Source organism: Seramator thermalis, assembly GCF_004138125.1.
Classification (GTDB): Bacteria; Bacteroidota; Bacteroidia; order Bacteroidales; family Dysgonomonadaceae; genus Seramator; species Seramator thermalis.
On record NZ_RXHS01000008.1, the window covers coordinates 1 to 20,547 of the forward strand.

Genomic DNA, 20,547 nt, shown 5'->3' on the forward strand with positions numbered 1-20,547 from the left:
GCCTCCAGGGGGATGGACAAGGCACAAATCCTTTCTCTGGCAACAGGAAACTATATTCGTCAGGGAGAATCGATTTTGATTACGGGAGCCACGGGATGTGGAAAAAGCTTTATAGCTTCCGCATTGGGTTATCAGGCATGCAAACAGGGATTTAGCGTATACTACTTCGGTATGCAAAAGCTGATGGCAAAAATTAAAATCGCCAGAGTGGAAGGTGTTGTCATGCGGTTGTTTGAAAAGCTGGCCAAAACAGACTTATTGATATTCGATGATTTTGGCATCGGCACAATAGACAATCAGCAGCAGCTGGATTTTATGGAAATAATCGAGGACAGGCATGCCAGGAAAGCAACCATCATAGCCAGTCAGCTACCTCCGGCCAGCTGGTTCGACCTGTTCTCGGATGAAACGATCGCGGATGCGTTTATGGATAGAATGATCCATACTTCACATAGAATCGAATTAAAAGGAGATAGTTTAAGAAAAAAAAGATAACTTTGTCAAATTGATAGTTTCAGCCAGTGGGTGGATATCGCCGGAATCACTGGGTGGGTATCATCGGAATATCAACAAACTCGAACGCTTGCTCCGACTGATGAAAATGCTCACAGCCAACAACTCATTGACCGTGGATGAAATTGCCGACAAACTGGGTATTTCGTCCCGTTCTGTTTATCGCTATATCGACACCTTTCGGGATGCCGGGTTTGTCATTAAAAAACGAATAACTGCCCCAAGCTCGACAAGTCTTCGCCTTATTTCAAAGACATTAGCCGGCTCATTCACTTCACCGAAGAAGAAGACTACTATATCCTCAAGTCCGCTATCGAAAGCATTGACGAAAACAACGGCAGTTGATAAACTGCTTCCCGTTTTGAGACCACGTTACGTTATCGCTAAACTCGAACGAATGGGAGCCGATTTAACAATTCAGACCCAACCAGGTATTCGAGACCTGTTGGGTCTCGCCAACAAGTCCACAGACGAATACCTGCAGCGGTAAAAATAAACCGACAGGATTGAAATTCGTAATTGGTAATTTGTAATTCCCATTTCTCCCTTCTCCACTTCTTAATTCCAAATTATCATGTAAATTTGCACCCCATAACCGAAAAATATGAATCAGAAAATAAGAGTTCGCTTTGCGCCAAGTCCCACAGGCCCGCTACACATTGGCGGAGTGCGCACTGCCTTGTATAATTATCTGTTTGCCAAACAGCAGGGTGGCGATTTTATTCTCCGCATCGAAGATACCGATTCGCAACGATTTGTTACCGGGGCAGAAGAATATATTCAGGAAACTTTCGATTGGTTGGGATTATCTTTCGATGAAAGTCCCCGAAAGGGAGGAAAATTTGGCCCTTACAGACAATCCGAACGGAAAGAAATATACCGGCATCATGTGGATGAGCTTCTCGATAAGGGTGCGGCCTATATTGCGTTCGACACTCCCGAAGAGTTAGAAGCAAAGCGAAACGAAATTCCAAATTTTCAGTATGATGCTTCAACACGCAAAACAATGCGCAATTCGCTTACGCTTTCTGCCGATGAGGTGAAGTCGCTGATCGAAAATCACACTCAATATGTGGTGCGCATAAAAATCGAGCCCGATATTCCGATCACCGTCAACGATTTGATACGCGGCGAAGTGGTTATCAACTCGTCGGTTCTCGACGATAAAGTTATTTACAAGTCGGCCGATGAATTGCCAACGTATCATTTGGCGAATGTCGTAGATGATCATTTGATGGAAATTTCGCATGTGATTCGGGGCGAGGAGTGGTTGCCTTCGGCACCGTTGCACGTGTGGCTCTATAAAAGTTTCGGATGGGAAAATACGATGCCGCAATTTGCACACTTGCCCCTCCTGCTCAAACCCGAGGGCAATGGCAAACTGAGCAAGCGCGACGGCGATCGTTTGGGATTTCCCGTCTTTCCGCTCGAATGGAGAGATCCGAAAACGGGAGAAATATCTTCCGGGTATCGCGAAAGCGGCTACTTGCCGGCCGCTGTGATTAATTTTTTGGCATTGCTCGGTTGGAATCCCGGAACTGAACAGGAAATTTTTTCGTTGGACGAACTCGTTCGAGCATTTTCTTTCGACCGTTGCAGCAAGAGCGGAGCAAAATTCGATTTCGAAAAGGCCAAATGGTTCAATCACAAATATATTCATGCAACACGTGATGAAGAATTGACTGCGATGTTCATGCCGATTCTGAAAGAAAAAGGCATAGAAGCAAATCCGGAATACGTGTGCAAAGTGGTTGCATTGGTAAAAGATCGCGTGAACTTTGTTAAGGAGTTATGGGAGCAATCATCCTATTTTTTTGTTGCACCCGAACATTATGACGAAAAAACGGTCAAAAAACGCTGGAAAGCCGAAACGCCCGATCAGATGCGCGAGCTCATCCGTTTGATTGAAAATATGGAGGATTTTTCGGCCGAAAATCAGGAAAGAATCATCATGAAGTGGATCGAAGACAACCGGTATCACACAGGCAACGTGATGAATGCTTTTCGCCTTGCGTTGGTGGGCGAAGGCAAAGGACCACACATTTTCGACATCACCGTTCTGTTGGGAAAGGAAGAGACCTTGCGCCGTTTACGAAAAGCCATCGAGCGTATCTCGGTGTCGGAGTAGAACGTGGATATTCCTTGCAATTCTTTCAAAAAAACCGATATGCAATTTCCTTATTCATTGCTCTGCCGAACCGAATTGATTCGGCAAATGAATTTTCTCGGCAGTTCGAATATTCCTTTTTTCTTTTTGGTGGACTTCGAAGGACGACATGGATATATGATCGAATGCAGCGATTTAAACAAGGATTATATACGGTTTGAACTGTCGACCGGGCATTGGTCAAAAGGCAGTAACTCCCACAATCGTTCTTTGGATATCAAATGGGAAATTGCTCCGGTTGATTTTGAAACATACCAAACGAAATTTGATTTCGTGATGGATAACATCCGACGAGGAAATTCATATTTGCTCAATTTGACGCAGCCGACATTTGTTGACACCAACTTAAACCTGAAGGATATATACGAGTTGAGTGTTTCGAAATATAAGCTATGGGTAAAAGATTCTTTCACCGTTTTCTCACCGGAAACGTTTGTGAAAATAGAAGAGGGCAAAATTTCAACCTATCCCATGAAGGGGACGATTGATGCTTCGGTAACAAATGCCGAAGAAATGATTTTGAACGATCTCAAAGAACAGGCCGAACATGCTACCATCGTGGATCTTTTGCGCAACGATTTGAGCAAAGTGGCCGAAAAAGTGGAAGTGAAAAAATACAGATATATCGACCGAGTTTATACGCACCGGAACGAATTGTTGCAAACGAGTTCGGAAATTATCGGACAACTACCGGAAAATTATTGTTCTCATCTGGGAGATATCATTTTTTCGATGCTTCCTGCAGGATCAATTTCAGGCGCACCCAAATGCAAAACCATAGAAATAATTCGCGAAGTGGAAAAATATGAGAGAGGTTTTTACACCGGAATTTTTGGACAATTCGACGGCAGAAATCTGGATTCGGCTGTAATGATACGCTATATAGAACAAAAAGGAGAACATGTGATCTTTAAAAGCGGAGGGGGTATTACCTCGTTCAGCGATTGCCTAAAGGAATACAGGGAAATGTTAGCAAAAGTGTATGTGCCGATTTATTGAATCTATAAAACTATTGGATGGCGTTTTCTATCGTCTCGAGTTTCATCAAAAACGAATGAATATTTGTTCCGACTTATTTTATCCGGAGGCAAATCCCATGGATCTGCAATCGGCCCTCAACGATTCTCATCCCCCACAAACCGGCCTATACAAATGCAGAGTGGTGTACGATTCAAAAATTCGGAAAATCGAATATCGGCCTTATCTGAAAAGAGAAATCAACTCGTTGCGGATTGTCCAGGTTCAGATTGAATCATTGCCCTACAAGAAAGCAGATCGCTCCGATTTGGACAGGGCTTTTGCCATGAGGGGGAATTTTGATGAGGTGTTGCTGGTGAAAAATGGGTTGTTAACCGATACTTCGATCTGCAACATAGCCTTATTCGACGGGGTTTCGTGGTTTACGCCCTCCAAACCTCTGATTTATGGAGTCAATCGGGCTAATTTGATTGAAGAGGGGAAAATGATCGAAAAAAATATTCTCCTGGATGATTTGAAAAATTTCTCACATATCCGACTATTTAATGCAATGATAGAATTTGGCGACATTGAATTGGAAATAGGCAATATCCATCTGTAAATCAATTGGAGGCTGTCAATACGTATCATCTTCAGAAATAGGTTGACTAAAAAGGCGAAAAAGACATGACAAAAAAGAATTCCAAATTACGGAATGATCTTAATTTGGAAGCCAAACAGCCATTCAAACATGATTCGCATGTGTCGATACAGGCAGGATTGAAAGATCTCGATCTCCAAATTTGCCAAATCTCCATTTTGGCAATACGGAAAAACAAAAATTGGCCTTCGATGCAAGGATTTGTCATCCCATCATATCAAAAAGTTGCTTTGAAAGATAAGTTCTGCCTTTCAGGCAGGGTTATAGCTGCTGATTCACGCCGCAGAATAAATTCTGCGGTTATGAAAATTCGGCTTTTCAAGTCAAAAAAAGTTTTCAATTCACGAACTCATCATTGCCTGAAAGGCAAAAACATTCATAACCGCAGGTCATCGACCTGGGGACAAAGACACAACAACCAGATACAACCTGAAAGGCAGAACTATTGCAGTTGCATAGAGAATATCTGCGTCGGCGAAAGAAAACCAACAGAATTGAAATTTGTAATTGGTAATTTGAAATTTCCATCTCTCCACTCTTTCTCAGCCTCCAATTCAGCCATAGCTGACAATGATAATCTGATGAACTTCGCGTCTTTGCATCTTCGTGGCAAGAACAGCCACAAAGGCACTAAGGCTCAAAGCAAAACTATCGATGCAAGGATTTGCAAATCCCATCATACCGCCGGTACATCCATTTTTGTGACGACACCGTCATTCGATGTCGGTTATTCAAACAATTCGTTCTTTTCATTGTTAATACTTCATACACACATTCGTCATGGCAAAAAGCAAATTATTTGACAAAAAGAAAATACGGATGAAAACGAGATATTTCGTCCCACTTATTTTCGTTGTCGCCATTCTGCTGATAACATACTGTTTCCCGAGACAGGGAAAGTTTCAGTATTCGTTTAGCGAAGGCCGTCCATGGCAGTACGAATTGCTGACTGCTCCTTTCGATTTCCCGATTTATAAATCGGAAGCACAGTATAAAGCCGAACAAGACAGCATTCTTGCTTATTACGAACCTTACTATATCATCGACACGTCCGTAGAAAAAAATGCACTGGCGGAATTTGATGCCGACATCAACCTGAACGCCAACCTAAGGAATTTGGATCCTCCCTATATAACCTATATCCGACAAAAATTGCTGGAAGTGTATAAGCAGGGCATCATGAATTCGGAAGAATACGATAAGATTGCCGCTTCGCAAACTCGATCCCTCCGACTGAAAGAAGGCAATATGGCCAATTCGCGGAGCATAGAATCATTCCATACCATCCGATCGGCGTACGAAAAAATCCTGAACGAGAGACCGGGTTCACTTAGCGAAAATCTACTGAAGTCGGCCAACATAAATAATTATCTGCGGGAAAACATTATATACGATGCTTCTACCTCCGAAAAGGCTCGAAACGAATTTATCCAGCAGGTTTCGCCATCGAGCGGAATGGTACAGGCCGGTCAACGCATCATCGACAGGGGAGAAATTGTAGATGCCAAAACCTATGCCATTCTTTCGTCTCTCAAGCGAGTAACCGAAGAAAGAAGCGGAGGAGCAACACGCGGCTATTGGACTCTTTTCGGCGAATTTATGCTCGTGTTGGTGCTCATCGGATCGTTTTATTTGTATTTGTTGTTTTTCCGACCGATGGAATACCGAAATCGCCAGCACGTAATGTTTATGCTGTTGCTGATCACTTTTTTTGTGATACTGACTGCGTTTTCGGTTCGATTCAATCTATTCAACGTATATATTATTCCGTATGCCATCGTGACCATTCTGATAAGGACTTTTATCGATTCCCGAACGGCACTGTTTGCCAGCATTATCACCATTTTGCTGAGTTCGCTGATGGTTTCCTACCCCTTCGAATTTATCGTCATCGAAATATCGGTGGCTATGGTCTCGATTTTTATGCTTAAAGAACTCTCCGAAAGGTCACAACTTATTCGCAGCTCGTTCTTTATTTTATTGACGTATATTTTGGTGTATGTCGGACTGTCGCTTTATTCGCAAGGAAGCTTGGAGGCTGTTAATTGGGTAGTTTTGGTTTACTTCCTCATTAATTTTATTTTCATCATGTTCTCTTATCTTTTGGTATATATTTTCGAAAAATCTTTCGGATTTATATCGGGTGTAAGCATGGTGGAGCTGGCAAATATCAACAAACCATTACTGAAAGAGCTATCGGAAAAAACACCGGGAACATTTCAGCACTCCATGCAGGTCTCGAATCTTGCTACGGCTGCTGCTGCAAAAATTGGAGCAAACGCATCGTTGATCAGAACCGGAGCTTTGTATCACGATATAGGGAAAATAATGAATCCCGCTTTTTTCACCGAAAACCAGTCGCCGGGAATGAATCCTCATGCCGGTTTGCCTTTCGAAGAAAGTGCCCGCATCGTGATTAATCATGTGAAAGATGGGGTGAAGATTGCAAAACAAAATGGACTTCCGCAGCAAATTATTGACTTTATTGAGACCCATCACGGAACCAGCATTCCCCGCTATTTTTATGTTTCGTGGAAGAATGCCAATCCCGATAAGGAAATCAATGAGGAAGCCTTTCGTTATCCCGGTCCAAATCCGTTTACAAAGGAAACCGCGATCATGATGATGGCCGATGCCGTAGAAGCTGCTTCACGCAGTTTAACCGAATATTCGGAAGAAACTTTGCAAAATCTCGTAAATCGAATTATCGATACTCAAGTGGCGGAAGGTTATTTTAAGAAAGCTCCCATAACTTTCAAGGATATTGATACGACAAAGGATGTTTTTGTTGAAAAATTGAAAATTATCTATCATTCTCGCATTGCATATCCCGAATTGAATAAACCAGAAGCGAAAAGTTTAGTTTAGATTTGTTGATTTATCGATTTACAGATGAAATGCGGATCCGGCTGTCCCCTGCCGGCGCAAGTTTCTCAGCTTGTGTTGTTTGTGTACAGACAGATGCCTGCGCCGGCAAAAACGAAAATTCAACTTCGCGTCTTTGCGTCTTCGTGGCAAATAAATGTTCTGCCTTACAGGCAGGTTTTCGACAAGGATTCATGCCTCAGAATAAATGCTGAGGTTATGAAAATTCGGCTTTTCAAGCCAAAAACATCCTTGAATACAGAAATCCATCGCAGTCAAAACCTTCAATTCACCGGCTAACCTTTGCCTGAAAGGCAATAACCTTCATAACCGCAGGTTATGACCTGCGGACAAAAACGTCCCTGTAATCCCTGCCTGAAAGGCAGAACTACTGCAGTTGCACAGATGAATATCCGCGCCGGCAAAAAAGAATAAACAAAATTGTAATTGGTAATTTGTAATTCTCACTTCTTATTTCTTAATTTCCTTAATGTCTTAATGGTTCAATTTCTTTAAAACATGCAGGAGTGATGATGACATTAAGTTTGCGAATCAGAGATTTGTGTCATGCCTTAAAAAAGTTGACAGTTATTTGGCAGGGGGTAATAGTTACTTCTGAAGGACGAGACAAAGTAATCTTAATTCATACATCGCCAAACATAACCTTATCGAGGGTTCAATATCCGCTCCAGCTCCTTTTCCAGACTGGCCGGTTCGGTGCTGCGCGCAAGAATGATGCCTTGAGGATCGATCAAAATTCCCGTCGGTATCCATTGAACGGCATAGGTTTTGGCCACTTCACTTTGCCATCCTTTTACATCGATCACTTGCGACCACACAAGTCCGTCTTTTTCGATAGCCGCTTTCCAGCGATCGGGTTCCTCATCAATGGAAACACTCAAGAGTGTAAAATTTTTATCCTTATACTTTTGGAAAAGCTCAACCAGTTGAGGATTGGATTTCCGACAATCCGGACACCAGGAAGCCCAAAAATCTACCAAGACATATTTTCCACGCAATGAGCTTAAAGAAATAGAATCACCGTTTGCGGACGCAAGGGTGAAATCGGGTGCAGGTTTACCTGGTTGAACGTTCTCGAGTGATGCCAACGTGCGGTCGATCGACTTGATATACGGATGATTTTTTAAGGAATCCGAAAAAAGCGAACGAATATTCTTCAACGCCTCGTAGTCGTATCTGTACAACTCGCGCGTCAGGAAATAAGCTGCGACCGGCGACGAAGGATGATTCCGGACAAGGCTGTCAATGTTGAGTGTGCCTTGCCTGCTTTGTGGGAGAAGTCGATGAAAAAGCTCGGAATTTTCCGATCCCTTTAAGTCTTTAACTTCCCATTCCTCATCGAGTGTAATGTGCAGGGGATGATTGTCGAGAAAAACCTGTGCTCGTTGAGATTTTTGCGATGGAACGATGGCATACACCATTGGCTCAGTCACACTGCCCGCGAAAGTGAAAGTGCCATTCGCAATTTCGGCAGAATCGACCGTCGTATATTGTTTGTCTTCGAATCGTTGCAAATAGATCTTACCGACAATGTCGGCAGGCACAGTGCCAAGAATGGAATATCCTTCACTATTTTGGTTGTTACTGCATGAAACGAAGAGCAGTGCAGAAATGACGAAGTAGAAAAACTTTTTCATCGGAGTATTTTTTAGTACAATCTGTCGGAATTATTAAGAGGACTATTCCCACTCGATCGTTGCGGGTGGTTTGGACGAAATGTCATATACTACGCGATTGACTCCCTTCACTTTGTTGATAATTTCATTCGAAACTTTCGCCAGAAACTCGTAGGGCAGATGTGCCCAATCGGCAGTCATGGCATCGGTGGAGGTTACTGCTCGCAAAACGATGGTGTTTTCGTAAGTGCGCTCATCGCCCATCACGCCTACAGAGTGCACAGGAAGCAGAATCGCTCCCGCTTGCCATACTTTATCATAGAGGCCTGCCATTTGCAGATTGCTGATGAAGATATCGTCGGCATCCTGAGCAACACGAACTTTTTCGGGCGTGATTTCGCCTAAAATTCTAATTCCTAATCCGGGACCCGGAAAGGGATGACGATAAATCAGATTTTTCTGCATTCCAAGTTCAAGCCCGATACGACGTACTTCGTCCTTGAAAAGCAATCGTAAGGGTTCGCAAAGTTTCAACTGCATTTTTTCGGGCAGTCCGCCCACGTTGTGATGGCTTTTGATCGTCGTTCCGGTAATGGACAACGATTCGATGATGTCGGGATAAATCGTTCCCTGTGCCAGCCACTTGATATCTTTCAACTTAAGAGCTTCTTCCTCGAAAACATCGATAAATCCCTTGCCGATGATCTTTCGTTTCCGTTCGGGATCGGTAACACCCGCAAGTGCTTTATAAAAACGATCTTTGGCATCGACTCCTATTACATTCAATCCCAAATGTTTGTAGTTTTCGAGAACGGTCTCGAACTCGTTTTTTCGCAGTAATCCGTGATTGACAAATACACACGTCAGATTTTTGCCGATAGCCTTGTTGAGAAGCACTGCCGTCACCGACGAATCGACTCCGCCTGAGAGCGCAAGAATCACTTTGTCGTTACCCAACTGTTGTTTCAAATCGTTAACAGTGGTTTCGATAAACGAAGCCGGCGTCCAATCTTTTTGGCAACCGCAGATAGTAAGAAAATTATCGAGAATCCGTGTTCCCTCTTCGGTGTGAAACACTTCAGGATGAAACTGAACTCCCCAGGTTGGTTCGCCTTCAATTTTGTATGCGGCTATGTGTATATCGCCGGTGGAGGCAATCACCCTGAAAGTTTCGGGAATGTTCAAAATAGTGTCGCCGTGCGACATCCACACCTGCGACTGTTCACGAATATTTCCCAGCAATGCATCCGAAGTATCCTTGATATGAAGTTTTGCTCGTCCGTATTCTCGTGAGGCACTTTTGCCGACTTCTCCACCCGACGTTTGTGCAATGAGTTGGGCGCCATAACAAATTCCCAACACCGGATAATGACTCCGAAGGCGCGTAAGATCGGTTTTAAATGCATTTTCGTCATTCACCGAAAAGGGGCTTCCCGAAAGTATTACACCTTTCACGTTGTCGTCGTCGAAGGGAAATTTATTGTAGGGAACGATCTCGCAAAATGTGTTTAATTCTCTGATTCGTCGCCCGATAAGTTGTGTAGTTTGCGATCCGAAATCGAGGATGACTATTTTTTCGTGTATCATTGTTGGAATGGTTTTATTTCGATTACAAAAGTACATGATAATTTTCAATCGACACACATTCATTCCGATAGAGTGTCAACAATTGTTAGGCAAGAAGTGATATAAATTACAGATTTCTCAATTCTCCCGAACAAAAAAGTAGAAAAAACGGTCGGCATATAAACATTTATACTAACTTTGAACATCGGAATTGATTCTTATGAAATTACGTTCGATTTTATTATTTTTTGCTTTTTCGGCACTTGTCGTTCAGGCACAAACGTTGGACGATGCCAAAAAAAAATTTGGCGAAGGACGATATGCCGAAGCCCTGCCTGTTTTTCAATCCGAATATGCTTCATCTCCCGAAAACGCACAAATCAATCATTGGTTGGGAGTTTGCCTTTACGAAACCGGAAAAATTCTGCAGTCCGAAAAATATCTTGCATTTGCTGCCAAAAAAAATATTCCCGAAGCTCACCTTTATCTGGGACAATTGTTCACGCTGATGTACCGCTTCGACGATGCCGAAAAGGAATTTACCCTTTACGAGAAAGCGAAACGACGCGACAAGGAAGCTCTGGCAAAACTGTCCGAGAAAAGAGCATTCTTGGAAAAGTTGAGAAAAATGGTATCGCGCACCGAAGATGTCCAAATCATCGATAGTGTGGTTGTTCCCAAAAAAGTCTTTTTATCGGCTTATCATCTCAGTGCGACTTCCGGTTCGCTGTTGCCTATGCAGGATTTTTTCGAAAACGCACCCATAAATGATTTTCCCGTTTTTCTGAACGAACGCAAGGACAAGGTTTATTTTTCGTTAACGGATTCATTGAAAAATATCGATCTGTACACGATGGAAAAACTCCTTGACCATTTCGGCAACCAAAAGCGCCTTCCCGAATCGATAAACGATGCCGGCGATCAGGCATACCCTTTCGTCATGTCCGACGGCGTTACGATTTATTTTGCTTCAACCGGACATAATTCCATCGGCGGATACGATTTGTATATTACGCGATATAATTTTGCAAGCGATTCGTATCTCAATCCCAATCAACTGAATATGCCTTTCAACTCGCCTTTTAACGATTATATGTTGGCTGTGGATGAAGAAAAAGGGGTTGGTTGGTTTGCTTCCGACCGATTTCAACCGGAAGATTCGGTTTGTGTTTATACGTTTATTCCCAACAGAGAGGTTACGTTGCTCGAAAATCCCGACGAAATATTTATGGCAAATCGAGCTCGCATTTCGTCTATTCGCGCCACCTGGAAGGAAGGTGTCGATTACTCGTCACTGATTGAGGAGCTTAAGGAAAACAATTCTACAAAAGTTGCTTCGCCGAAAAAAGATTTCGAATTCGTAATTGACGATAGCCGCACCTATCATCAACTTTCGGATTTCAAAAATGCCAATGCACGCAACTTGTATGTAAAAGCCATTAATTTGCAGAAACAGCTCGAGAGCGTCGAAAAGGAGCTTTCCGATAAACGTGACCGGTATGCACAAGCAGGTCCCGCCGAAAAGAACAATTTGGCATCCTCGATTCTTGCACTCGAAAAAGAGGCCGAAGCGCTACATCGTCAAATCGATGATCTTTTCGTTCAGAGTCGCAACACAGAGATAAGAAACACATTTTAAATCGAATTTTTAAATATGCCAATAGATCTTATCATTGTTTCAGTCGTTATCCTCATCGGGATTATATTTTTGTTGCTCGAAATATTTCTTTTGCCGGGTGTTGGCATTGCAGGAATTACAGGAGCGCTCTTTGTGCTCGGAGGAATCGCCTACGCGTATGTGTATATAGGATCTGCACAGGGCAATATTTTGCTCATTTCGTCGGCCATTCTTTTTGGAGGAGGTTTTTTTCTGTTGATCCGATCGAAATCACTGCGTAAAATTTCGCTCACTGCCGAAATCGATGCAACTGTCGATAACAGCGACCTGAAAAAAATCGCCGTGGGAGATATAGGAAAAACCGTTTCGCGTCTCAACCCGATGGGCAAAGTCGATATCAATGGCGTAAGAGTGGAAGGCAAATCTATGGATGGCGAAATGATTGATGAAGATACCGAAATCGAGGTAACGAAAGTCGAATTATCGAATGTGCTCGTAAAACGCAAATCAAATCACTTATTATACAATTAATATCTTATCTTATGGAATTCAGTTTACTTATTATCATCGCAGTCATTGTCATCTTCGTGTTGATCTTCTTTCACTACGTACCCTTTTTCCTGTGGATCAATGCGTTGTCTGCCGGAGTTCATATTTCGCTGGTACAGCTTTTTTTGATGCGCTTGCGCAGAGTTCCTCCGCATACCATTGTTTATGCCATGATCGAAGCCCACAAAGCGGGTCTTAAAAACGTTACGCGCGACAATCTCGAAGCGCATTATCTGGCCGGAGGCCACGTCGAAAAAGTGGTTCATGCACTCGTTTCGGCATCTAAAGCGAATATCGATTTATCTTTTCAAATGGCAACGGCTATCGATTTGGCAGGTCGCGATGTGTTGCAGGCCGTCCAAATGTCGGTCAATCCCAAAGTAATTGATACTCCTCCCGTTACGGCCGTTGCCATCGACGGAATTCAGTTGATAGCAAAAGCCCGAGTGACGGTTCGAGCCAATATCAAACAGTTGGTCGGTGGCGCAGGCGAAGAGACCATTTTGGCTCGTGTGGGCGAAGGTATTGTTTCTTCGATTGGGTCTGCCGTTTCGCACAAATCGGTACTCGAAAATCCGGATTCAATCTCGAAACTCGTTCTCAAAAAAGGATTGGATGCCGGAACGGCTTTCGAAATTCTGTCTATCGATATAGCCGATATCGATATCGGTAAAAATATCGGAGCTGTGCTGCAGATGGATCAGGCACAAGCCGACAAGAATATCGCGCAGGCTCGCGCCGAAGAACGTCGTGCTATGGCTATTGCTCTCGAACAGGAGATGAAAGCCAAAGCACAGGAAGCCAGGGCTAAGGTGATCGAGGCCGAAGCTCAAATTCCGATTGCTATGGCCGAAGCGTTTCGAAATGGAAATCTTGGCATTATGGATTATTACAGGATGCAGAACATCAAAGCAGATACCGATATGCGCGATGCGATAGCCAAACCACAGAGCGGCAGTACGTCAATCGATAACAAATCGAGCATCAAATAAATGAAATTTCAGATGAAATAATCTAATCAATACATTATGAGAATAATACCGGAATCGGAATTTATCATTAACCCCAATGGCAGCGCTTTTCATCTTCATATCAAACCCGAACAACTGGCCGATAAAATTGTGATGATGGGCGATCCCGATCGGGTTGGCATGACGGGAAAATTTTTCGATAGTATCGAATGCGACATACAAAGTCGCGAGTTCCACACCATCACGGGTATGTACAAGGGTAAACGCATTACCGCTCTATCACACGGAATCGGAACCGACAATATCGACATTGTTTTCACTGAATTGGATGCATTGGCCAATATCGATTTCAATACGCGTTGTGTGAAGGACAATTTTCGTCAACTTACGGTCGTGCGTGTAGGCACTTCAGGTGGAATGCAGCCTTACTGCCCCGTGGGTTCGTTTGTCGTTTCCGAAAAATCTATCGGGTTCGACGGCCTTATCCACTATTATGCCGGCTCTGAAGAGGTGCGCGAAGTGGATTTTGAAGAAGAATTTCAAAAACAGGTTAACTGGTCCCCTTTTCATTGCTCACCTTATGTGGTGAGTGCCGATGAAGAACTTATCGACCGAATCGGATTCGATATGATTCGTGGCGTTACCATTTCGGCTATCGGCTTTTATGGACCGCAAGGACGTTATGTTCGTTTGCCTTTGGCCGATCCCGATCTCAATGCAAAAATCGAAGCTTTCCGCTATGGCGATTATTCAATCACTAATTACGAAATGGAAAGTTCGGCTGTTGCAGGACTCGGGAAAATGATGGGTCATAAGGCAATGACCGTTTGTGCCATTATCGCAAACCGGGTTGCGCTCAACTCAACCGCAAACTACCGGGGCTCTATCGAAGAACTTATCAAAATAGTTTTGGACAGAATTTAATTATCATCAATTTCTACATCTAACAATTGCTACAATGCGAAAATTTATTTTATCTGCATTCCTCTCCTTTGCGACCTTGATCATGGCGCAACAAAACCTGACGTTGCCTATCGATCCGCAAGTAAGAACAGGTAAACTCGAAAACGGTCTTACCTACTACATTCGTCACAACAATTTGCCCGAACACAGAGCCGACTTCTATATTGCTCAAAAAGTAGGGTCGATGCAGGAAGAAGACCATCAAGCAGGACTTGCCCACTTTTTGGAACACATGGCTTTCAACGGGACTAAAAATTTTCCCGGCAAAACCATGCTCGAATATCTGCAGAACAACGGTATCAAGTTCGGTTACAATATCAATGCCTATACTTCCTTTGACGAAACGGTTTATTATCTCACCGACATCCCGACGAACAACAAAAACCTGATGGATTCCTGTTTGCTCGTATTGCACGATTGGTCGAATGCGATATCCCTCGAACCTGAAGAAATAGAAAAGGAGCGTGGGGTAATTCGGGAAGAATGGCGCACGCGTGGTGGTGCACAACAGCGTTTGTGGGAACAGCTCCTGCCCGTTATGTATCCTGATAGCAAGTATGCCAAACGTATGCCTATCGGCTCAATCGATGTGATCAACAATTTCAAGCCCGAAGAACTGAGGGGATACTATCATAAATGGTATCGCCCCGATTTGCAGGGGATTATCGTAGTTGGCGATGTGAATGTGGATGAAATGGAAAAACAAATCAAGGATCTGTTTTCTCCGATTAAACTCGATGAAAATCGCGCCGAAAGAATTTATTATCCCGTTCCCGACAACAAAGAGCCCATTGTTGCCCTTGCTACTGATCCCGAAGCAAGGACGGCACAAGTGATGGTGTTTTTCAAACACGATCCGATTCCGACAGAATTGAAAAATACGCAGGCCGGATTTATCACCCAATATGTGATGAATGTTGCTTCTGCTATGCTCAATCAGCGTTTCCGGGAAATCACCCAAAAGCCGGACGCTCCTTTTACTTTTGCTTACGCTTATGACGGCGATTACTTTGTGGCCAAAACCAAAGATGCCTGGACTGAAGTCGCAGGAAGCGCCGAAGACAAAATCGACCTGGCACTGGGCGCTTTGATTCGCGAATCCGAAAGGGTGAAAAAATTCGGATTTACGGCTTCAGAATACGATATTGCCCGAACAAACATTCTCAAGAATTACGAAAATCTTTATAACAACCGCGACAAACAGAAAAACGAGCTCTATTCGCAGGAATATGTCAGATCATTTACCGATGGCGAAGCTATTCCGGGTATCGAATTCGAATATCAATTCATTCAGGCTCTTGCTCCGAATATTCCCGTCGAAGCTATTAATCAAACAATAAAACAACTTATTGGAGATCAAAACATCGTCATCTCGGTTACCGGCCCGCAGAAAGAGGGGCTTGTATATCCCACTAAAGACGAACTTCTAACGGTGATAAAAACAGTGCAGAACGAAAATATCGAGCCCTATAAGGAACAAATCATCAACGAACCGCTGGTGGCTACACCGCCTGCACCCGGAAAAATCGTAGAAACCGAAAGGGATGCGGATATGGACGCTACCATCTGGACATTGTCGAACGGAATAAAAGTAATTTTGAAAAACACGAATTTCAAAGATGATGAAATATTGATGACAGCTTCGGCATTGGGCGGATATTCAAAATTTGCAGAAAAAGATCCTGTCAACTGCAAAGTAATGAATTCGGTGATGAATTTGGGCGGAGTTGGCAAATTCAGTGCTACCGATCTACCGAAAGTGCTTGCCGGCAAAACGGCTTCGGCTTCTCCCAGTGTAAGTCTGACAACTCAAGACATCAACGGATCGTCATCTATCAAAGATTTCGAAACCATGATGCAATTGGTTTATCTTTACTTTACGGCCCCACGTCGGGACGAAGATGCATTCAAATCGTTTATGCAGCGTACCGAAACGCAACTCAAAAATCAGGAAGCCGAACCTATGGTTGCTTTCAGCGACTCGGTTACGAAAGCCATATACGGCGTTAATCCGTTGGTCGGACGTCTCAAATTGCAAGATTTAAGCAGGATCGACTACAATCGCATTATGGACATGTATAACGAGATATTTTCAAATCCCGGCCGGTTCGTTTTTACATTGGTTGGAAATATCGACGAGAGTAAAGTGAAACCCGTCATCGAACAATATTTGGCTTCGATTCCCGGAAAAGCCGAAAAGGGCGATTTCGTGAAAGTGCCCATGTCGATGAAAAAAGGCAAATCGGATAATATTTTTGAGCGCGAAATGAAAAACCCGAAAGCTTCCGTATTTGTCGGCGTATCGGGCGATACCCAACGTTCGCTTAAAAATCAAATTCTGATGAGTATGTTCGATCAGATTCTCGATATTGTTTACACCGAAAAGGTTCGCGAAGATGAAGGCGGATCTTATGGCGTTTACGCCGGAGGCAGCATCGCACGCTATCCCGAAGGGCAAACAATGCTTCAGATTGTTTATGATACCGATCCGGCGAAAATGGAGAAACTGAATCAGATCATTTTCCGCGAACTCGAATCGATGGCACAAAATGGTCCTCGCGAAGCCGATTTCACGAAAGTGAAGGAATACATGAACAAAAAATATAACGAAAACCTGAAAGAAAACAGTTATTGGATGAATGTCCTCGACACCAAGTATTTTTATGGCGAAGACAATCACACAGAATATCTGAAAACCGTAAATTCCGTTACTTCAAAAGATATTCAGGAATTTGCGAAAAAGCTGATTTCGCAGGGCAATCAAGCAACGGTCGTAATGATGCCGAAACAGGCAACGACCGTCAAATAATTTTACATCGTCTCTTCTATACTTTGGAGGCTGTCTCGAAGAAGGACAGCCTCATTTATTTTCTGTTTATTTATATTGCCGTCACTTAAAGTTGTAGATTGTCACAAAAAACGAATACGTATTAACCCAGATTGCAGCTAACCATCGTTAATTTGCTGAAAACCGGAAAATTGATTTTTTTTGAATTCCGATTTGTGTACTACAGATTTTCGTTTGACGAAGGGATAATTTCTGTACCCCAATGCCTGATAAATCGTCTTGACTTTTTCGTTTGGATCGGTGCAACGACGCACATAAATGGTTTCACCGAAATTGTTTTTTCCATACGTGGTAACCACCTTTTGCGTGTTGGTTATGCGCACGATTTCCTGCCAGTCATGGTGGATCCCTTTTGCCTTCAGCTGATAGCGAATGGTATTCACCAGAGAGTAGGCAAGCAAACCAAGATATAGATGTGCCAGCGTAGCATCGTCGTTTTTATGATAAACGGGACGTAAATCCAAATCGGTCTTCAGACATCGGAAAGCGCTCTCTACCTCACGAATGGTGTTGTAAATGATCCAGAGGGTTTCTTCTCCTTCCGTTTTCAGAGATGTTCGGATGAAATAAACCCCCAAACGCTCTTCAGCCTCGATAGAGTTTTCTTTTTTCGTCAAAATAATTTCGGTGGCCGTGTCTTGCTCGCTTCTTACCTCAATAGAGTAAAACCGTGCAGCTGAGGGATACTTTTCAATTGCCCTGCCAATGCGTTGATGTACTTTGTCTATCTTCTTTACTCCATGTTTCTTCTCCAACGATTGCCTTATCTTCTCTATTTCCTGCAAAAACCGGCTCTCAAACTGATTTTTCATCGAGCCTTCCTTCAGGGCTTTCCCCGGACTGCTTATTTTCAGCAAATAATCAGTCATGCCAGCCGATTGCACCCTTTCAAGGGTTACCGTCTCATCGTTTTTGGTGTTTACTTTGCATACTTTCCCTTCGGGGCCAATGGCGTAATCCTTTATCTTTGTTCGGCTCACGCACACGTAGTCGTATCCATTGGCCCGGATCAGTGCCAGATTTTCTTCAGTAGCTATACCGGCATCCAGTACAACAATGGCACGGCATTGACTCTCCGCCGTACGTACCCGTATCCTGTCGATGATTCCTGGCAGGGAGCTGCTGTCCGACATATTGCCCTCGAATACATCCGAGTATTTGATAAATCCTTCTGCATTGACTACCAAGGCCGGAACAATCAGCCTGGCATCGCTCCGCTTTTCCTTGCTCCGCCCGAAACGGGCTAAGTTGCTCCCCTTCTTTTCTCCTTCAAAATAGGTGTTGGTCAAATCGTAAAGGATGATCTTGTCCTGCAAATCGAAAAGTTCGTTCGTCCGTTTGGAGAGGTGCGCTTCCAGCCTGTCCTTTACCCGGTATAAGTCCAATGCGCTTTGGTAGAGCTTGTCTTTGGTAATCTTTTCCATCGGATATCCGGTAATCTCGCATACGGCTGAGTTCTCCTGTATCCACCGCGTGGTGCGAAGTTCGGAGTGGGGATAAACGGCCCGACTGATGATTTGCGTAAAGGCTAACCGTATCTGTTCTTCTTCCCATCCCATCTCTTCCAGCTTTTCCCTGAAGCGCAGCTGTTCCATCCCCTGATAGCACATCCATTCCGCTCCTGCTTCCCTGCCATCCTTTAGAAGAAGTTCATCGATGTTTACCATACGCTTCTTTTCCTCATATGCCCTGTCCGACACATCGATCTTGCCGCTTTCGACCAATTGCTGCCAATAGATGTCTGCCCAGCGAACAGCTTCTTCATCTCCTTGTTCAAAAACATTCGGGGTGCGGTTTAACCGGTCGGTTAATATGCGACGGATGTCGTTCAGCTTTTCTACTTCATACGGCAAAAAACCGATCGTGAGCAGCGGTCGGTGACAGATGCGCCCCGATACGTTCCGGTAGCTTTCTACCAAACGATAATATCCTTCGTAACGTGCCGTTTCGGGATTCCTGCGTATGACCGATTTGAAATACATAACGGCCAAAGGTAGTCCGCTTTTTCTTATCAAACAATACCCCCCTGAGTACTACAAACGTCATTAACCCTCCCTGAATCGCTTGAATTATTTTTTCCCGTACCCCCTACGAGAAATTACGGAAAATAAAGTACATCTAAAGCATGATTTTGCCCGTTTTTAACTATAGTTTAACTCAATGGAACGTAATTGCTGCAACTTGGGTTAAATGCTTATAAGGGGTTCGAATGGGGGTTCTGCCGTATTTACGCCGCACTTGGCTCGTATTTGCGTCTTATGAGATTTGGTCCTACTTTCAGCCCAAAAGTGTGATTAATTATCAAAAAATGTGACTTATAGCTCAAAAACATAATTTTTCAGCTGCAATATTTTTAGCCGTTTCATTTATATTTGCGAACGGTCAACCAATTTTCACTTTCGTCGGAAAATAGTTTAAAACTTAAGCCTACGTGTCTCTATGGGTTTACTGATGTGTGTTTTCAGGGCTTCATGTTTTTTAAAAAAACAATGGCAGATATTGAGGATAGCAATATCTAATGCATTTAATGCATAGACCCAATGCCTCAATCTTTGCTCAGAGGTTCTATGTGTTGACAAAGTTTGCGAATTAAATTTCTTCAAAAAACGAATTGAAAACCGGATATCTATTTCGAAAATTCTTTCGAATACTTAAAATGGAGTTTTAAGATTCAATCTTTATACTCGCCTATAATCTGCTTAACACTTTCGGGCGAAACGCGACCAAAAACTCTTTCGCCTACCATAACCACAGGGGCCAAACCGCAAGCACCAACGCATCGAAGGCAATTAATCGAAAACTTTCCGTCGGGAGTGGTTTCGCCAACTTCTATATTCAGTTCCTTTTTAAATTCTTCGAGAATTTTTTCCGATCCTCGCACATAACAGGCCGTTCCCAAACATATCGAAATCGGATGTTCTCCTTTGGGAGTCATGGTGAAAAAAGAGTAAAACGACACCACTCCATAAACCTGAGCAACAGGTATTCGCAAGTTTTGCGCAATCACATCCTGAACTTCTGCCGGCAAGTATCCAAATTCCGATTGAGTCTCGTGCAGCACATTGATCAATTCACCCGGATCATTACCAAATGACCGACAAATAGCATCGATTTTTTCGATTTTATCCGCCGTAAGCTTTATTTTTACCTCAACTTGTGTCGACGATCCGTTATAGGGATATTCGTGTGCAACATTATTTTCTGTATTGGTTTTCGTGCTCATAACTCTTTG

16 protein-coding genes are annotated in these 20,547 nt (G+C 43.4%); 12 read left to right on the forward strand and 4 right to left on the reverse strand.

The annotated features are described in order from the left end of the window. The 7 genes from EJN84_RS07280 to EJN84_RS07310 form a co-directional block, all read left to right on the forward strand. A partial coding sequence (locus EJN84_RS07280) for an ATP-binding protein (RefSeq protein ID WP_129594807.1) occupies nucleotides 1-495 on the forward strand: 495 nt, incomplete at its 5' end. 10 nt (nucleotides 496-505) lie between these two features. Further along, the gene (locus EJN84_RS12485) at nucleotides 506-1,003 is read left to right on the forward strand and encodes an HTH domain-containing protein (RefSeq protein WP_317125856.1); all 498 of its coding nucleotides are present in this window, start codon (nucleotides 506-508) and stop codon (nucleotides 1,001-1,003) included. Nucleotides 1,004-1,117: 114 nt separating this feature from the next. Next, nucleotides 1,118-2,641, forward strand: coding sequence for a glutamate--tRNA ligase (gene gltX / locus EJN84_RS07290; RefSeq protein ID WP_129594808.1), 1,524 nt, complete (start codon nucleotides 1,118-1,120; stop codon nucleotides 2,639-2,641). Nucleotides 2,642-2,680: 39 nt separating this feature from the next. Next, nucleotides 2,681-3,679, forward strand: coding sequence for an aminodeoxychorismate synthase component I (locus tag EJN84_RS07295; protein ID WP_129594809.1), 999 nt, complete (start codon nucleotides 2,681-2,683; stop codon nucleotides 3,677-3,679). Beyond that, on the forward strand, nucleotides 3,663-4,259 hold the full coding sequence (locus EJN84_RS07300) for an aminotransferase class IV (RefSeq protein WP_129594810.1): 597 nt from the start codon (nucleotides 3,663-3,665) through the stop codon (nucleotides 4,257-4,259). The genes EJN84_RS07295 and EJN84_RS07300 overlap by 17 nt, the downstream gene beginning before the upstream one ends. Nucleotides 4,260-4,324: 65 nt before the next feature. Beyond that, complete coding sequence (locus tag EJN84_RS07305) at nucleotides 4,325-5,101, forward strand: hypothetical protein (RefSeq protein ID WP_129594811.1); 777 nt, start codon at nucleotides 4,325-4,327, stop codon at nucleotides 5,099-5,101. 16 nt (nucleotides 5,102-5,117) lie between these two features. After that, a complete protein-coding gene (locus EJN84_RS07310) occupies nucleotides 5,118-7,166 on the forward strand; it encodes an HD family phosphohydrolase (protein ID WP_129594812.1) in 2,049 nt (682 codons plus the stop codon). A gap of 662 nt (nucleotides 7,167-7,828) precedes the next feature. On the opposite strand, the gene EJN84_RS07315 is transcribed toward EJN84_RS07310, so the two are convergent. Both EJN84_RS07315 and guaA read right to left on the reverse strand, forming a co-directional pair. After that, on the reverse strand, nucleotides 7,829-8,821 hold the full coding sequence (locus EJN84_RS07315; RefSeq protein WP_129594813.1) for a TlpA disulfide reductase family protein: 993 nt from the start codon (nucleotides 8,819-8,821) through the stop codon (nucleotides 7,829-7,831). A gap of 42 nt (nucleotides 8,822-8,863) precedes the next feature. Beyond that, nucleotides 8,864-10,384, reverse strand: a complete 1,521-nt coding sequence (gene guaA, locus EJN84_RS07320; RefSeq protein ID WP_129594915.1) for a glutamine-hydrolyzing GMP synthase — start codon at nucleotides 10,382-10,384, stop codon at nucleotides 8,864-8,866. Nucleotides 10,385-10,586: 202 nt separating this feature from the next. Here guaA and EJN84_RS07325 point away from each other — a divergent pair, with 202 nt between their 5' ends. The 5 genes from EJN84_RS07325 to EJN84_RS07345 are packed head-to-tail and all read left to right on the forward strand — an operon-like array spanning nucleotide 10,587 to nucleotide 17,276. Further along, nucleotides 10,587-12,005, forward strand: coding sequence for a PD40 domain-containing protein (locus tag EJN84_RS07325; RefSeq protein ID WP_129594814.1), 1,419 nt, complete (start codon nucleotides 10,587-10,589; stop codon nucleotides 12,003-12,005). Nucleotides 12,006-12,020: 15 nt separating this feature from the next. After that, the gene (locus tag EJN84_RS07330) at nucleotides 12,021-12,515 is read left to right on the forward strand and encodes an NfeD family protein (protein WP_129594815.1); all 495 of its coding nucleotides are present in this window, start codon (nucleotides 12,021-12,023) and stop codon (nucleotides 12,513-12,515) included. Nucleotides 12,516-12,526: 11 nt separating this feature from the next. Then, nucleotides 12,527-13,525: a flotillin-like protein FloA gene (floA, locus tag EJN84_RS07335; protein WP_129594816.1), complete on the forward strand. Its 999-nt coding sequence runs from the start codon at nucleotides 12,527-12,529 to the stop codon at nucleotides 13,523-13,525. Nucleotides 13,526-13,561: 36 nt separating this feature from the next. Further along, nucleotides 13,562-14,428, forward strand: coding sequence for a nucleoside phosphorylase (locus EJN84_RS07340; RefSeq protein ID WP_129594817.1), 867 nt, complete (start codon nucleotides 13,562-13,564; stop codon nucleotides 14,426-14,428). A 34-nt stretch (nucleotides 14,429-14,462) separates the two neighbouring features. Then, complete coding sequence (locus EJN84_RS07345; protein ID WP_129594818.1) at nucleotides 14,463-17,276, forward strand: M16 family metallopeptidase; 2,814 nt, start codon at nucleotides 14,463-14,465, stop codon at nucleotides 17,274-17,276. A 137-nt stretch (nucleotides 17,277-17,413) separates the two neighbouring features. Here EJN84_RS07345 and EJN84_RS07350 read toward each other — a convergent pair whose 3' ends face one another. After that, nucleotides 17,414-19,297 carry an IS1634 family transposase gene (locus EJN84_RS07350; RefSeq protein WP_165004161.1) on the reverse strand — a complete coding sequence of 628 codons (1,884 nt, stop codon included), beginning with the start codon at nucleotides 19,295-19,297 and terminating at the stop codon, nucleotides 17,414-17,416. Nucleotides 19,298-19,986: 689 nt separating this feature from the next. Next, on the reverse strand, nucleotides 19,987-20,538 hold the full coding sequence (locus EJN84_RS07355; protein WP_129594819.1) for an NADH-quinone oxidoreductase subunit NuoE family protein: 552 nt from the start codon (nucleotides 20,536-20,538) through the stop codon (nucleotides 19,987-19,989). Nucleotides 20,539-20,547: the final 9 nt, after the last annotated feature.

Bases quoted from the DNA above. Each gene is read 5' to 3' on its own strand.
- EJN84_RS07345 (WP_129594818.1), top strand. From the start codon at position 14,463: ATGCGAAAATTTATTTTATCTGCATTCCTCTCCTTTGCGACCTTGATC.
- EJN84_RS07305 (WP_129594811.1), top strand. From the start codon at position 4,325: ATGACAAAAAAGAATTCCAAATTACGGAATGATCTTAATTTGGAAGCC.
- floA (WP_129594816.1), top strand. From the start codon at position 12,527: ATGGAATTCAGTTTACTTATTATCATCGCAGTCATTGTCATCTTCGTG.
- EJN84_RS07330 (WP_129594815.1), top strand. From the start codon at position 12,021: ATGCCAATAGATCTTATCATTGTTTCAGTCGTTATCCTCATCGGGATT.
- EJN84_RS07310 (WP_129594812.1), top strand. From the start codon at position 5,118: ATGAAAACGAGATATTTCGTCCCACTTATTTTCGTTGTCGCCATTCTG.
- EJN84_RS07350 (WP_165004161.1), bottom strand. From the start codon at position 19,297: ATGTATTTCAAATCGGTCATACGCAGGAATCCCGAAACGGCACGTTAC.
- EJN84_RS07355 (WP_129594819.1), bottom strand. From the start codon at position 20,538: ATGAGCACGAAAACCAATACAGAAAATAATGTTGCACACGAATATCCC.
- EJN84_RS07325 (WP_129594814.1), top strand. From the start codon at position 10,587: ATGAAATTACGTTCGATTTTATTATTTTTTGCTTTTTCGGCACTTGTC.
- EJN84_RS07295 (WP_129594809.1), top strand. From the start codon at position 2,681: ATGCAATTTCCTTATTCATTGCTCTGCCGAACCGAATTGATTCGGCAA.
- gltX (WP_129594808.1), top strand. From the start codon at position 1,118: ATGAATCAGAAAATAAGAGTTCGCTTTGCGCCAAGTCCCACAGGCCCG.
- EJN84_RS07315 (WP_129594813.1), bottom strand. From the start codon at position 8,821: ATGAAAAAGTTTTTCTACTTCGTCATTTCTGCACTGCTCTTCGTTTCA.
- EJN84_RS07300 (WP_129594810.1), top strand. From the start codon at position 3,663: ATGTGCCGATTTATTGAATCTATAAAACTATTGGATGGCGTTTTCTAT.
- EJN84_RS07340 (WP_129594817.1), top strand. From the start codon at position 13,562: ATGAGAATAATACCGGAATCGGAATTTATCATTAACCCCAATGGCAGC.